We start from the raw sequence: 14,392 nt of genomic DNA, 5'->3' as shown, positions 1-14,392 counted from the left end.
TTACATGGAGTTGAAAAAGTTGTTGATGGCAGCATTTTTGAGCTTTCCCTTCAGCCAGAGTCACGCAGATGTCCGCACACTGGACGGCCATTATTACCTTCAAGGTGCAATGGAGATGGGCGCGGAGTTGTTGCTGCGTAAGGACGGCACCTTTTCTGCCGGTATCGCCTATGGTTCGGCTGGCGGTGTCACCAAGGGAAATTGGTATGTCGAGGAAAACACTTTGATGCTGGAGCAAGGGCCTGCCGCCCAACCAGCAAAGAAGCTTTCCTACAATCTTTCACGCGAGAGAACGCTGGTCGAAATCAAGGAGTATGCCGACAACGAAAAAAATGAGTTGGCTAAAGAAAGCTACGTTTTAGAGCTACGGTACGATCGCCAACCTCCGCCACCGCCCCTGAAACCCGTGACTGTCTATTTTGAGTTCAATTCAGGTCCGCGAGGCCAATTAGTATTGAGTTCAAATCAACAAACTGACCTCTGGCTTCCTTTCGATCCCAAGAGAACGTTGAAGAAAATTGGTTTTGGCACAGATCACAATCACGGGGCAGATCAATGGTTCGATGTTTCGCCGGATAGCCGCGCCTTCAACATTGGCTGGAAGAAACGAAAAAACCAGCCCTTAACGTTCGAACAACCCACCGGATTTGATCTGGCGACTACCAGCCGATATCTGTCACAGGAAGAGCAACAGCGAGTTGCCCATAACTACTGGTTGACGTTGTATCACTTCGACCCGATCTCACCACCCGCTATCCAGCCGGTGGATGTTTATTGGCAATTCGAAGATGGCTCGACGTTGAAGCAGGTCTGGCCAGATTCGCAGCAGACCAAGCTGACACAACCCTTCTCCCCAAATAAGACACTGGAGAAAATCGGTCTGCATACTCAAAATTCGCCTGATGACATCGAATGGTTCACTGTGATGCCGGAAACTCGATGGGCGACGTTGGACTGGCAAACCTATCCTGACCCTGCCAACGGCGATCTCTCTGTGTTGTTCAACGATCTGCAACTCGTCATCGAACCTGACTGTCTCGCCGTCAACTTTGGAAACGGAAAAGCCTGTTTCCGACGTAAATAACTCGACATACAGCCACAAAAAATGGGCACCCGACCGCAATCGGAGTGCCCATTTTTTCACTACGGCTCTCCCCGCTATTCAGGGAGTTCGCCGCAATTATGGATTGACGCTGTCTTTCAACGACTTGCCCGGCTTGAACGCAACAGTGTTGCTGGCCTTGATTTTGACGGGCTCACCGGTTTGCGGGTTTTTGCCGGTGCGGGCACCGCGATGGCGTTGCAGGAAGGTGCCGAAGCCGACGAGCGTGACGCTGTCCTTGCGGTGCAAGGCGCCGGTGATTTCTTCGAGAACGGCGTTGAGAACGCGGTTGGCCTGCTCTTTGGTCAGATCTGCTTTTTCAGCGATTGCAGCGGCGAGTTCTGGTTTACGCATTAGTGAAGCCCCTTTGAGTCGGTTTTTTGTTGTTATGTCCGTGCTGTTCTCGTTGGAACAGCGCCCAAGGCGCCGCAGGCTCTACTCTGCGGCAGACGGGAGTGAGGATGGCACGCGGTTAAGGGCGGCGCCAGTCTCCCCGCGACCTTTGTGGGGGCAAAAGCGGGGTGATTCCGACAGAACGACCGGTATTTACGCCAGCAAGGCCGGAAGCTGCTTGTTCAGCGCAAGTTTTTCCATCACCGCCGCGCCAGTCAGGGCGTAACCGAGCAATTGCCCTTGCACATCGTGACACAGCGCCTTGACGTCGGCGCCCTGCCCTTCGACGGTCCAGACACCTTCACGGCCCCGTGGCGGCGGCGAAACCACCAACGGGCAGACCGGGGTTTTCACGGTGATCGGCATCGGTCCGTAGTTCACCACGGTCGGGTTGCCGGCCAGGGTCTGTGCCAGCGCTCGCGCACAACTCATGAGGGGCATGACGTACAGAAGATTCAGCCCGTCGACCTCGGCGCAGTCGCCCAAGGCGTAAATATTGGCGTGAGAGGTTTGCAGATGACGGTCGACCACCACACCGCGGTTGGTCTGGATGCCGGCAGCCGCTGCCAGATCAATCCGTGGGCGCAGGCCGATGGCCGACACCACCACATCGCACGGGATGACCTGACCGTCGGAGAGGTGTGCTTCCAGCCCATCCGCGACTTTCTGCAAACGGGTCAGCACCGGGCCGAGGTGGAAACGGGCTCCGAGACTTTCCAGCCCGGCCTGCACCGCTGCGGCAGCGGACGGGTGCAACAGGGTCGGCATCACCTGCTCGCACGGCGCAACCAGTTGCACTTCGTAGCCGCCGAGGATCAGGTCGTTGGCGAACTCACAGCCGATCAGACCGGCACCGAGCAGCAACACCCGACGCTTGCCCGCCACGGCCGCGCGAAACCGTGCGTAGTCTTCGAGATCGTTGATCGGGAACACCAGATCCCCAGCATCGCCTTCAATCGGCACACGCACGGTTTCGGCGCCCCAGGCGAGGATCAGGTCGCGATAACTCACCGCTTCCTCGCCGATCCACAGGCGCTTGTGGCCCGGGTCGATGCCGCTGAGGCGGGTGTGGGTGCGGATCTCGGCCTTCAACTGCTCGGCCATGGCGCCCGGTTCGGCCATGCTCAGGCCGTCGGCGTCCTTGTTCTTGCCAAAGCCGGTGGAGAGCATCGGCTTGGAGTAGGAACGACCGTCATCGGCGGTAATCAGCAGCAGCGGGGTTTCGCCATCGAGTTTGCGAAACTCGCGGGCCAGGTTGTAACCCGCAAGCCCGGTGCCAACGATTACGACAGGTGCGCTCATGCCCTACTCCTCAGTGTTTTCTCAGTTGATTTCGATCATTTCGAAGTCCATCTTGCCGACGCCGCAGTCCGGGCACAGCCAGTCTTCCGGCACGTCCTGCCACAGGGTGCCCGGCGCAATACCATCATCCGGCCAGCCGTCGGCTTCGTTATAGATCAGGCCGCAGACCACACATTGCCACTTTTTCATTCAGGTACTTCCTCAGGGTTCAGGCTTTAGCCGGCGCGGACGGTCGATGGTGCAGCGCTGCCGTCCGGCTCAGGGCGTTTTGTACTGATGGTACCGGCCAGATGCAAGCCTGTTCGGCGCAATGGCGGCCCGGATCAATCAAATTCGCGGTGCGCCATGGTAAGCTCGCCGCCTCATTTGCTGCCAATAATGACTCATTGTGCAACTCAAAAACGCCCCGTTGTGGCGCCCGCAAAGCCACCTGACACCCCTCCTCGACACGTCCACGCTCGACTGGCTGTTCGACGAAGGCTCCCTGACCCGCCGGCTGACGCGCCTGTCCGATGACGGTTTCAGTGTCACGCCGCTGTTCGAGGGCTGGCAGACCCTGCGTGACGACGAATGCGCGGCGCTGGACCTGGCCGAAGGCAGCGAAGGCTGGGTGCGCGAGGTGTATTTGCGCGGGCATGGCGAGGCGTGGGTGTTCGCCCGCAGCGTGGCCTCGCGCAGCGCCTTGCAGGGCGACGGGTTGCATATGGATGAGTTGGGCAGCCGCTCGCTGGGCGAACTGCTGTTCTGCGATCACGCGTTCCAGCGGCGCGCCATCGAAGTCTGCCATTACCCGGAACACTGGCTGCCCGAGGATTCCCGGGCCATCGGTCTGTGGGGTCGTCGTTCGCGTTTCGACCGTGGTGCATTGAGCGTACTGGTGGCGGAGATTTTCCTGCCTACGCTGTGGGAAGCCGTCCGCGCCCGTCCGGAGAACTGCTGATGTATCAAAGCCTGCTCAAATCCCTGAATCGCCTGAACCCGCGCGCCTGGGACTTCATCCAGTTGACCCGCATGGACAAGCCGATCGGCATTTACCTGCTGCTGTGGCCGACACTCTGGGCGCTGTGGATTGCCGGTAAAGGTTCGCCGTCGCTGGCCAACGTCGTGATTTTCGTCCTTGGTGTGGTGCTGACTCGTGCCGGCGGCTGCGTCATCAATGACTGGGCCGACCGCAAGGTCGACGGCCATGTGAAGCGCACCGCCGAACGCCCGCTCGCTGCTGGCCGGATCAGCTCGAAAGAGGCGCTGGTGTTCTTCGCCCTGCTGATGGGCATGAGCTTCCTGCTGGTGCTGTGCACCAACGCCGCGACGATCTGGCTGTCGCTGGGTGGCCTGGCGCTGGCGTTCACTTATCCGTTCATGAAGCGCTACACCTATTACCCGCAGGTAGTGCTGGGTGCGGCGTTTTCCTGGGGCATGCCGATGGCGTTCACCGCCGAAACCGGTGAGCTGCCAGTGACTGCCTGGCTGCTGTGGATCGCCAACCTGCTGTGGACGGTGGGCTACGACACCTATTACGCGATGACCGACCGCGACGATGACTTGAAGATCGGAGTGAAATCCACGGCGATCCTGTTCGGCGAGGCGGACCGGGTGATCATCCTGACCTTGCAGGCCCTGTCGCTGGGCTGCCTGTTGCTGGCCGGATCGAAGTTCGAGTTGGGGATGTGGTTCCACCTCGGCCTGCTGGTGGCGGCCGGGTGCTATGCCTGGGAGTTCTGGTACACCCGTGATCGCGACCGGATGCGCTGCTTCAAGGCGTTCCTGCACAACCACTGGGCCGGTTTGGCGATTTTCGTCGGGATCGTGCTGGATTACGCGTTGCGCTGACCTCAAAGCATCGCGGCCCGAGGCAATGCCTGCGGGCCGCGATGCTGTTTCACTGCCGATGGCTTACTTGTGCTCGTGAACCACGTGCCACGCGTCCATCTTGCCGTCACCCATCATGTCACCTGGTTTGGCGTCCATCTTGAAGGTATACAGCGGCTTGCCGTCGTAGGCGTACTGCATCTTGCCGTCATCGCGCTTGATCACCGTCCACTTGCCCTCTGCCTTCGCACCTGCCGGTGCCATCATCGGAGGCCAGTTCTCGGCGCATTTGTCGTTGCACATCGACTTGCCGCCAGCGTCCTTGTCGAACGTGTAAACGGTCATGCCTTTGTGGTCGACCATCATGCCGTCTTTCATCATCGCCGGTTCGGCCGCCATCGCCAGTCCGGGCAGGGTCAGGGCAGCGGCCATCAGCAGAGTTTTAAAGGAAGCAGTCATTTGAGTCATGGAAACCTTCTTTTGTGGTTGTCAGGATTCGGACTTAGAGCTTAGTTCAGGATTTGCACAATCGCCGCCGGACTAAAATACTGTCACACGACTGCAATAATTCCGTTATCTAATGCGGCGCAAGACAGTTAAATGACAAGAGGATTAAGGCATGGTTGGCAGGAGCATTCTGATCGTCGACGACGAAGCGCCCATTCGCGAAATGATCGCCGTTGCGTTGGAAATGGCCGGCTATGACTGCCTCGAGGCAGAGAACTCGCAGCAGGCGCACGCCATTATCGTCGACCGCAAACCGGACCTGATCCTGCTCGACTGGATGCTGCCCGGCACCTCCGGCATCGAGCTGGCCCGCCGCCTCAAGCGTGACGAACTGACCGGGGACATCCCGATCATCATGCTCACCGCCAAGGGCGAAGAAGACAACAAGATCCAGGGCCTGGAAGTCGGCGCCGACGACTACATCACCAAACCGTTTTCCCCACGCGAACTGGTGGCACGCCTCAAGGCCGTGCTGCGCCGCGCCGGCCCGACCGATGGCGAAGCGCCGATCGAAGTCGGCGGCCTGCTGCTCGACCCGATCAGCCACCGCGTGACCATCGACGGCCGTCCGGCCGAGATGGGCCCGACCGAATACCGTCTGCTGCAATTCTTCATGACCCACCAGGAACGCGCCTACACGCGTGGTCAGTTGCTGGATCAGGTCTGGGGCGGCAACGTCTATGTTGAAGAGCGCACGGTCGACGTGCACATCCGGCGCCTGCGCAAGGCCCTCGGCGACGCCTACGAAAATCTGGTACAAACCGTGCGCGGCACCGGCTATCGGTTCTCCACCAAGGCCTGAGCCGACCGCCAGACTCGCTGACAAGGACCGTATTTCCCGTGAATCAAAACTGGCATGGCACCCTGATTCGCCACATGCTGTTGCTGGTCACCGGCTGCCTGGTGATCGGCCTGATCACCGGCTACTACGGCTGGAGCCTCGCGGCGGGGCTGGGCCTGTACCTGGCCTGGACGCTCAAGCAACTGCTGCGCCTGCACGAATGGCTGCGCCTGCACCAACCCGATGAAGCACCACCCGACGGCTACGGTCTGTGGGGTGAAGTGTTCGACAGCATCTACCACCTGCAACGCCGCGACCAACGGGTACGCGGGCGACTGCAAGCGGTGATCGACCGCGTTCAGGAATCCACCGCTGCGTTGAAAGACGCGGTGATCATGCTCGACAGCGACGGCAACCTGGAATGGTGGAACCGCGCCGCCGAAACCCTGCTCGGCCTGAAAACCCCGCAAGACAGCGGCCAGCCGGTGACCAACCTGGTCCGCCATCCGCGCTTCAAGGAATACTTCGAGCAGGAAAGCTACGCCGAACCGCTCGAAATCCCTTCGCCGACCAACGACCGCGTGCGCATCCAGCTGTACCTCACGCGCTACGGCAACAACGAACACTTGATGCTGGTGCGCGACGTCACGCGCATCCATCAACTGGAACAGATGCGCAAAGACTTCATCGCCAACGTCTCCCACGAGCTGCGCACCCCGCTAACGGTGATCTGCGGCTATCTGGAAACCCTGCTCGACAACGTCGAGGAAGTGAACCCGCGCTGGAGCCGTGCCCTGCAGCAGATGCAGCAACAGGGTGGGCGCATGCAAACCCTGCTCAATGACTTGCTGCTGCTGGCCAAGCTGGAAGCCACCGATTACCCGTCGGACAACCAGCCCGTGCACATCGACACCCTGTTGCAGTCGATCAAGAGCGATGCACAGCAGCTGTCGGGGTCGAAAAATCAGAAAATCACCCTGGAAGCCGACGCCAGCATCCTGCTCAAGGGCAGCGAGGCGGAACTGCGCAGCGCGTTTTCCAACCTGGTGTTCAACGCCGTCAAATACACCCCGGCCGAAGGCAATATCCGCATCCGCTGGTGGGGCGACGATCAGGGCGCGCACCTGAGCGTGCAGGATTCCGGGATCGGCATCGACAGCAAACACCTGCCGCGCCTGACCGAACGCTTCTACCGCGTCGACTCCAGTCGCAACTCCAACACCGGCGGCACGGGCCTGGGCCTGGCCATCGTCAAACACGTGTTGCTGCGCCATCGTGCGCGGATGGAGATCAGCAGCGTGCCCGGCCACGGCAGCACGTTCACCTGCCATTTCGCCCCGGCGCAGGTCGCCCAGGCACGGCTCATCAGCGCCGCTGAGTAATGCCGGACTAGGCAATCGCCAGGTCAGCCGCTACATTGGCTGACTTGCGCCTGCCTATCAGGCGCGATTTCTTATCTCTTACGAATCACACGGAACCCGCATAACTCCATCATGGACCCTTCCCCTGGCTTGTCCCTCGCAACAATATTCGCCGATTTCGGCATGATTCTTTTCGCTCTGATCCTGGTTCTGCTCAACGGCTTCTTCGTTGCGGCGGAGTTCGCCATGGTCAAACTGCGCTCGACCCGGGTCGAAGCCATCGCTGAACAGCACGGCTGGCGCGGGCATATCCTGCGCACCGTACACAGTCAGCTCGATGCGTACCTCTCGGCGTGCCAGCTCGGTATCACCCTCGCCTCCCTCGGCCTGGGCTGGGTCGGTGAGCCGGCGTTTGCGCACATTCTCGAGCCGCTGCTGAGCGCGGTCGGCGTGCAGTCGGCCGAAGTCGTCAAAGGCATTTCGTTCTTCACCGCGTTCTTCATCATTTCCTACCTGCACATCGTGGTCGGCGAACTCGCACCCAAATCCTGGGCGATCCGCAAACCCGAATTGCTGTCGCTGTGGACGGCGGTGCCGCTGTACTTGTTCTACTGGGCCATGTACCCGGCGATCTACCTGCTCAACGCCAGCGCCAACACCATCCTGCGCATCGCGGGGCAAGGCGAGCCCGGCCCGCATCACGAGCACCATTACAGCCGTGAAGAACTGAAACTGATCCTGCACTCCAGCCGCGGCCAGGACCCAAGCGACCAAGGCATGCGCGTGCTGGCCTCGGCGGTGGAAATGGGCGAACTGGAAGTGGTCGACTGGGCCAACTCCCGGGAAGACCTGATCACCCTCGAGTTCAACGCCCCGCTGAAAGAAATCCTGGCGATGTTCCGTCGCCACAAGTTCAGCCGCTATCCGGTGTACGACAGCGAGCGCAAGGAGTTCGTCGGCCTGCTGCACATCAAGGACCTGCTGCTGGAACTGGCAGCGCTGGATCACATTCCAGAGTCGTTCAACCTCGCCGAACTGACCCGACCGCTGGAACGCGTATCGCGGCACATGCCGCTGTCGCAGTTGCTTGAGCAGTTCCGCAAGGGCGGCTCGCACTTCGCGGTGGTTGAAGAAGCCGACGGCAACATCATCGGCTACCTGACCATGGAAGACGTGCTGGAGGTGCTGGTCGGCGACATCCAGGACGAACACCGCAAGGCCGAGCGCGGCATCCTCGCCTACCAGCCAGGCAAACTGCTGGTGCGGGGCGATACGCCGCTGTTCAAGGTCGAGCGCCTGCTGGGTATCGACCTGGACCACATCGAAGCCGAAACTCTCGCCGGGCTGATCTACGAAACCCTGAAACGAGTACCGGAAGAGGAAGAAGTGCTGGAAGTCGAAGGCCTGCGGATCATCATCAAGAAGATGAAAGGCCCGAAGATCATTCTGGCCAAGGTGCTGATGCTCGACTGACGGGGATTACCGCTTGCCCAACGCAAAGTTGGGCAATGCCCCCAGCGGCTGGTTGAACTGATACGGAATCGATACCAGCCCCCCTCCTGTATTGCGCTGCACCACGAAGTGCAGGTGCGGGCCGCTGCTGTTGCCGGTGTTGCCGGACAGCGCCAGCGGACTGCCCACCGCCACTCGCTGCCCTTCCCGCACACTCACCGACCCTTGCTTGAGGTGCAGGTACACGCCCATCGTGCCGTCGTCGTGCAGGATCCGTACGAAATTGCCGGAAGGATCGGTACCGCGCCCGCTCTGGGAATTCTCGGTCTTCACCACCACGCCAGCCCGGGCCGCGATGATCGGCGTACCGACCGGCATGGCGATATCCATCGCATATTTGTTCTTCGGCCCGTAGTGGCTGTAATCGCCATTGGCGCCCTGACTCAGACGGAACGGTCCGCCCCGCCACGGAAACGGATAGCGATAGCTCTGAGCCGCACCTGCGGGGTCACCGAGGGAATACTGGAACATCGGCGTGTACACCAGCGGCTTGCCACCGGACACCGCCGTCAGCAGCGCCAGCCGCGTATTGCTGCGCGCCGGCAGTACCCGGCGGATCGTTTCCGTCGGCGCACCGCGCACATTGCTCATCCCGGTGAACGCCAGCGCGACCTCCACCGGTGCATACAGGTCGTTGCGCACGAATACCACGTCCGTGCCCTTCTGCTTCTTGATGTCGAGATAGACCTGACGCTCGAGCCTCTCGACCATCCGGTCCTGAAACACGAACACCTGGGAGCCTTTGCTCGGACGGTCGCTGTACGAAACCACTCCGTTGGCATCGGTGGATTTGTAGATCGTCATGGCCACAGTCGAGGTGGAGGCCATGAACAGACCACAGAAAAACAGCAGGCGCAGGAGCATGGGCAAAAGTTCTGTCGAGTAAGGCCTGGGAATGAGCCTAGCAGCTGAAGCAGACCAGGCTAGTCGACAGATGTTTCAAATTTGGCACAGCACAAAACAAAAGGCCGCAGCCCGGGGCCGCTCACGCATAGGAATACTCTCCTTTGCGGGGCTGACCCAGGCTGCGACCTTTTTCGCCTCGACGCTTACGCGCCCGGAACGAAGTGCTTCTGCGCCGTGCCGCGGGCGATCAGGCGGGAGATGTAGTCGAGCTTCTGCGCGTCCTGGTCGACGAAGCGGAAGGTCAGTTGCAACCAGTCGCTGTCGGGTTTCGGCTCGTGGGCGACGACGGCATGCAGGTAGCCGTTGAGGCGGGCGATTTCGGCGTTGTCGCCCTGCTCCAGATCGAGCACGGCACTGTCGAGGATCTGCGGCAGGGTGTCGGTGCGTTTCACCACCAACAGCGCTTCCTTGATGCTCAGGGCCTTGATCACGCATTGCTGGGTGCCGCTCGGCAGGCGCAGTTGGCCCTGACCGCGACCACCGGCCGGAGCGCTGGAGGCTGCCGGGGCTTTCACGGGCGGGCTGTTGAGCAGGCCACGCTGTGGCGCGGCGGCAGGTGCCGGGGCCGCAGCGGCAGGCTTGGCAAGCGGGTTGGCCGCAGCAGCAGCCGGTGCGGAACCGACCACGGCAGCCTTGCCGCCGGTCAACGCGCTCAGCGAGTCGTTACCGAATGCCGAGTTCATCTTGGTCGGAGCGCTGTTCATCAGGGTGTCGAGCTTGCCGACCTTGTTCAGGGCCTGCTTGACCTTGGTCAGCAGTTGCTCGTTGGTGAACGGCTTGCTGACGTATCCGGTGACGCCGGCCTGGATCGCCTGCACGACGTTTTCCTTGTCGCCCCGGCTGGTGACCATGATGAACGGCATGGTCTTGAGGTTGTCCTGCTCACGGCACCAGGTCAGCAGTTCGAGGCCGGACATTTCCGGCATTTCCCAGTCGCACAGCACCAGGTCGAAGGCTTCCTTGGCCAGCATGGCCTGAGCCTTCTTGCCGTTGATGGCGTCCTCGGCGCGGATCCCCGGGAAGTAATTACGCAGGCACTTTTTCACCAGGTCACGAATGAACGATGCATCGTCCACGACCAACACACTGATCTTGCTCATCCAACACCCCTATTAAAATCCCGGCAAGCATAACGCTGGCTGATGGCACATTGCCAAAACTCTTCAGTCACGCCGGGACTTTTCGTTCGCGGGTGCTGCTTTTTAATTCGCTCTTCAACTCGGATCTGCCTTCTGAAAAGCAGAAACAAAAACGCCCGGCCAAAGGGCCGGGCGCTTTTCTCAGGCAATCTTACTTATCGTCAGCATCGCCCGGAACATTAGCGGTTTCGCCGCTTGTCCCTTCAACTTCTTCCTTCATGCGCTTGAGGCCCATGTGGCGCACGTCGGTGCCGCGCACCAGGTAGATCACCAGCTCCGAAATATTGCGCGCGTGGTCGCCGATCCGCTCCAGCGAACGCAGCACCCAGATAATGCTCAAGACCCGCGAGATAGAGCGCGGGTCTTCCATCATGTAGGTCGCCAGCTCACGCAGGGCGGTCTTGTATTCGCGGTCGATGATCTTGTCGTACTGCGCCACCGACAACGCCAGGTCGGCGTCGAAGCGGGCAAAGGCGTCCAGCGCATCGCGGACCATGTTGCGCACCTGGTCGCCGATGTGGCGCACTTCGACGTAACCGCGCGGTGCCTCGCCTTCTTCGCAAAGCTGGATCGCGCGACGGGCGATCTTGGTCGCTTCGTCGCCGATGCGCTCAAGATCGATCACCGACTTGGAAATGCTGATGATCAGACGCAGGTCGGACGCCGCCGGCTGACGACGGGCCAGAATGCGCAGGCATTCTTCGTCGATGTTGCGTTCCATCTGGTTGATCTGGTCGTCGATCTCGCGCACTTGCTGGGCCAGGCCCGAGTCGGCCTCGATCAGCGCGGTGACCGCGTCGTTGACCTGCTTCTCGACCAGCCCGCCCATGGCCAGCAGGTGGCTGCGCACTTCTTCCAGTTCGGCGTTGAACTGCGCGGAAATGTGATGGGTAAGGCCTTCTTTACTAATCATGTTGGCGTCCTTGGAGCGTCCGGTAAGGTGCGGCGGGCCGCAGCGTCAATTCAGTGAGCGACAACCAGTGTCTGCTAGCCGTAACGACCGGTGATGTAGTCTTCGGTCTGCTTCTTGGCCGGATTGGTGAACAGGGTATCGGTGTCGCCGAATTCCACCAGTTTGCCCATGTACATGAACGCGGTGTAGTCGGACACCCGCGCCGCCTGCTGCATGTTGTGGGTCACGATGACGATGGTGAACTTGGATTTGAGTTCGTAGATCAGCTCTTCGACTTTCAGGGTCGAGATCGGGTCGAGGGCCGAGCACGGTTCGTCGAGCAGCAGCACTTCCGGTTCCACGGCGATGGTGCGGGCGATCACCAGACGCTGTTGCTGACCGCCGGACAGGCCGAGTGCCGAGTCATGTAGGCGGTCTTTCACTTCGTCCCACAGGGCCGCGCCTTTCAGCGCCCACTCGACGGCTTCGTCGAGGATGCGCTTCTTGTTGATGCCCTGGATGCGCAGGCCGTAGACCACGTTTTCGTAGATGGTTTTCGGGAACGGGTTGGGCTTCTGGAACACCATGCCGACCCGGCGACGCAGCTCGGCCACGTCCTCGCCCTTGCGGTAGATATTATTGCCGTAGAGGTTGATCGCGCCTTCGACGCGGCAGCCGTCCACCAGGTCGTTCATGCGGTTGAAGGTACGCAGCAGCGTGGACTTGCCGCAGCCGGACGGGCCGATGAAGGCGGTCACGCGCTGTTTCGGGATGTTCATGCTGACGTCGTACAGCGCTTGTTTCTCGCCGTAGAACAGACTCAGGCCCGGCACTTCGATGGCCACGGTTTCCTGCTCGAGGTTCAGGCTCTGCTTGTCGCGGCCCAGGGCAGACATGTTGATGCCGTGGGTATGTGTTTCGTGCTGCATGGGAGATCCCCTGTGCTAACAAATTCGGTTCGGTTGGCTGCCGGGAATCAGGCCGGCAGCCCTTCAATTCTTGTAACGGCGATCAGCTGTCCAGCGCCTTGTACTTCTCGCGCAGGTGGTTACGAATCCACACCGCCGACAAGTTGAGCACGGCAATCACCAGCACCAGCAGCAACGCGGTGGCGTACACCAGCGGTCGCGCGGCTTCAACGTTCGGGCTCTGGAAGCCGACGTCATAAATATGGAAGCCCAGGTGCATGATCTTCTGATCCAGGTGCAGGTACGGGTAGTTGCCATCAACCGGCAGCGACGGCGCCAGTTTCACCACACCCACCAGCATCAGCGGCGCCACTTCACCGGCGGCGCGGGCCACCGCGAGGATCATGCCGGTCATCATGGCCGGGCTGGCCATCGGCAGAACGATCTTCCACAGGGTTTCAGCCTTGGTCGCGCCGAGGGCCAGCGAGCCTTCACGCACGGTGCGCGGGATCCGCGCCAGACCTTCTTCGGTGGCCACGATCACCACCGGCACCGCCAGCAGCGCCAGGGTCAGCGACGCCCAGAGCAGACCCGGCGTACCGAAGGTCGGTGCCGGCAGCGCTTCCGGGAAGAACAGACGGTCGAGCGAACCGCCCAGCACGTAAACGAAGAAGCCCAGACCGAACACGCCGTAAACAATCGCAGGAACACCCGCCAGGTTGTTCACCGCGATCCGGATAACCCGGGTCAGGGTGTTCTGTTTGGCGTATTCACGCAGGTAGACCGCCGCCAGCACGCCGAACGGGGTCACGATCATCGCCATGATCAAAGTCATCATCACGGTGCCGAAGATCGCCGGGAAAATCCCGCCTTCGGTGTTCGCTTCACGCGGATCGTCGGACAGGAACTCCCAAACCTTGTTGAAGTAGAAGCCGACCTTGGTGAAGGTGCCCATCGCGTTCGGCTGGTAGGCGTGAACCACTTTGCCCAGGCCGATTTCGATTTCCTTGCCGTTGGCATCGCGAGCGGTCAAAGCGTCGCGGTTGAATTGCGCGTGCAGATCGGCCAGACGGGCTTCGACGTCCTGATAGCGGGCGTTAAGCTCGGCACGTTCGGCGTCCATGTCCGCTTGCGCGGTGGCGTCGAGCTTGCCTTCCAGTTCCAGTTTGCGACCGTGCAGACGGATGCGCTCGAGACCGGCGTTGATCGCGCCGATGTCGGTTTTTTCCAGGGTCTTGAGCTGCGCGGCAAGGCCGTTCACGCGGTTGATCCGCGCTTGCAGCTCGGGCCAGGCCGCTTCGCCCTCGGCAATCACTTTGCCGTCCTGTTTGACGTTGACCAGGTAGCCGTAGAAGTTGCCCCACTCACGACGCTCCAGCGCCATCAGCTCCGGCGGGTTCTTCTGGTCAATCAGCCACTCGCCGACGATCCAGGTGAAGTCGTTGCCGTTCAGGTCGCGGTTGCCGACCTTGATCAGCTCGCGGGTCATGAATTCCGGGCCCTGGTCAGGCACCGGCAAGCCGGCGCTCTTCAGGCGTGCGCGGGGCACTTCTTCCTTCTGCACCACTTCGCCGATGACCAGGTGATTGCCTTGGCCAGGGACGTTGTAGCTGGCGTGGATCAGGTCCGCCGGCCAGAAGTGACCCAGACCACGCACGGCAATCACCGCCAGCAGGCCAATGGTCATGATGACCGCGATGGACACCGCGCCACCGCTGATCCAGACGCCCGGGGCGCCGCTCTTGAACCATCCATTCAGGGAGTTCTGCTTCACAGACTT

The 14,392-nt window shown here is 60.9% G+C and carries 15 protein-coding genes; 6 read left to right on the top strand and 9 right to left on the bottom strand.

Going from position 1 to position 14,392, the window contains the following annotated elements; translation table 11 throughout:
* The first annotated feature begins 4 nt into the window (after positions 1-4).
* A complete protein-coding gene (locus tag CAF87_RS10345; protein WP_085731346.1) occupies positions 5-1,084 on the top strand; it encodes a hypothetical protein in 1,080 nt (359 codons plus the stop codon).
* 96 nt (positions 1,085-1,180) lie between these two features.
* On the opposite strand, the gene CAF87_RS10340 is transcribed toward CAF87_RS10345, so the two are convergent.
* The 3 genes from CAF87_RS10340 to CAF87_RS10330 all read right to left on the bottom strand — a co-directional run bounded on the left by CAF87_RS10340 (position 1,181) and on the right by CAF87_RS10330 (position 2,986).
* Positions 1,181-1,456 (bottom strand): HU family DNA-binding protein, encoded by a 276-nt coding sequence (locus CAF87_RS10340; protein WP_003213368.1) that lies wholly within the window; start codon positions 1,454-1,456, stop codon positions 1,181-1,183.
* Positions 1,457-1,648: 192 nt separating this feature from the next.
* A complete protein-coding gene (locus tag CAF87_RS10335; RefSeq protein ID WP_085731345.1) occupies positions 1,649-2,797 on the bottom strand; it encodes an NAD(P)/FAD-dependent oxidoreductase in 1,149 nt (382 codons plus the stop codon).
* 21 nt (positions 2,798-2,818) lie between these two features.
* Positions 2,819-2,986 carry a rubredoxin gene (locus CAF87_RS10330; protein ID WP_007954349.1) on the bottom strand — a complete coding sequence of 56 codons (168 nt, stop codon included), beginning with the start codon at positions 2,984-2,986 and terminating at the stop codon, positions 2,819-2,821.
* Positions 2,987-3,185: 199 nt separating this feature from the next.
* On the opposite strand from CAF87_RS10330, the gene CAF87_RS10325 reads away from it, so the two are divergent.
* Both CAF87_RS10325 and ubiA read left to right on the top strand, forming a co-directional pair.
* Positions 3,186-3,737, top strand: coding sequence for a chorismate lyase (locus CAF87_RS10325; RefSeq protein WP_085731344.1), 552 nt, complete (start codon positions 3,186-3,188; stop codon positions 3,735-3,737).
* Positions 3,737-4,627: a 4-hydroxybenzoate octaprenyltransferase gene (ubiA, locus tag CAF87_RS10320; protein WP_085731343.1), complete on the top strand. Its 891-nt coding sequence runs from the start codon at positions 3,737-3,739 to the stop codon at positions 4,625-4,627. The genes CAF87_RS10325 and ubiA overlap by 1 nt, the downstream gene beginning before the upstream one ends.
* A 63-nt stretch (positions 4,628-4,690) precedes the next feature.
* On the opposite strand, the gene CAF87_RS10315 is transcribed toward ubiA, so the two are convergent.
* Positions 4,691-5,074, bottom strand: a complete 384-nt coding sequence (locus CAF87_RS10315; RefSeq protein WP_085731342.1) for a hypothetical protein — start codon at positions 5,072-5,074, stop codon at positions 4,691-4,693.
* Positions 5,075-5,225: 151 nt separating this feature from the next.
* Between CAF87_RS10315 and phoB the strand changes: the two genes are divergently transcribed.
* The 3 genes from phoB (at position 5,226) to CAF87_RS10300 (ending at position 8,728) form a co-directional block, all read left to right on the top strand.
* The gene (gene phoB / locus CAF87_RS10310; RefSeq protein WP_003229608.1) at positions 5,226-5,915 is read left to right on the top strand and encodes a phosphate regulon transcriptional regulator PhoB; all 690 of its coding nucleotides are present in this window, start codon (positions 5,226-5,228) and stop codon (positions 5,913-5,915) included.
* Between the two features lie 74 nt (positions 5,916-5,989).
* Complete coding sequence (gene phoR / locus CAF87_RS10305; RefSeq protein WP_256576007.1) at positions 5,990-7,276, top strand: phosphate regulon sensor histidine kinase PhoR; 1,287 nt, start codon at positions 5,990-5,992, stop codon at positions 7,274-7,276.
* A gap of 111 nt (positions 7,277-7,387) precedes the next feature.
* Positions 7,388-8,728, top strand: coding sequence for a hemolysin family protein (locus CAF87_RS10300; protein ID WP_007954342.1), 1,341 nt, complete (start codon positions 7,388-7,390; stop codon positions 8,726-8,728).
* Between the two features lie 6 nt (positions 8,729-8,734).
* Here the strand turns inward: CAF87_RS10300 and CAF87_RS10295 are convergent, their stop codons facing one another.
* The 5 genes from CAF87_RS10295 to pstA form a co-directional block, all read right to left on the bottom strand.
* Positions 8,735-9,631, bottom strand: coding sequence for a M23 family metallopeptidase (locus tag CAF87_RS10295; RefSeq protein ID WP_085731340.1), 897 nt, complete (start codon positions 9,629-9,631; stop codon positions 8,735-8,737).
* A 185-nt stretch (positions 9,632-9,816) separates the two neighbouring features.
* Positions 9,817-10,773 carry a response regulator gene (locus CAF87_RS10290; RefSeq protein WP_085731339.1) on the bottom strand — a complete coding sequence of 319 codons (957 nt, stop codon included), beginning with the start codon at positions 10,771-10,773 and terminating at the stop codon, positions 9,817-9,819.
* Between the two features lie 190 nt (positions 10,774-10,963).
* Positions 10,964-11,725, bottom strand: a complete 762-nt coding sequence (phoU, locus tag CAF87_RS10285; RefSeq protein WP_007954334.1) for a phosphate signaling complex protein PhoU — start codon at positions 11,723-11,725, stop codon at positions 10,964-10,966.
* A 74-nt stretch (positions 11,726-11,799) separates the two neighbouring features.
* The gene (gene pstB, locus CAF87_RS10280; protein ID WP_065258233.1) at positions 11,800-12,633 is read right to left on the bottom strand and encodes a phosphate ABC transporter ATP-binding protein PstB; all 834 of its coding nucleotides are present in this window, start codon (positions 12,631-12,633) and stop codon (positions 11,800-11,802) included.
* Positions 12,634-12,715: 82 nt separating this feature from the next.
* Positions 12,716-14,386 (bottom strand): phosphate ABC transporter permease PstA, encoded by a 1,671-nt coding sequence (gene pstA, locus CAF87_RS10275; RefSeq protein WP_085731338.1) that lies wholly within the window; start codon positions 14,384-14,386, stop codon positions 12,716-12,718.
* Positions 14,387-14,392: the final 6 nt, after the last annotated feature.

The organism is Pseudomonas sp. R38(2017) (genome assembly GCF_002112395.1).
In the GTDB taxonomy this organism is placed as follows: domain Bacteria; phylum Pseudomonadota; class Gammaproteobacteria; order Pseudomonadales; family Pseudomonadaceae; genus Aquipseudomonas.
The sequence above is the reverse complement of the archived record's forward strand: the minus strand, read 5'-3'. Positions and strand labels throughout refer to the sequence as shown.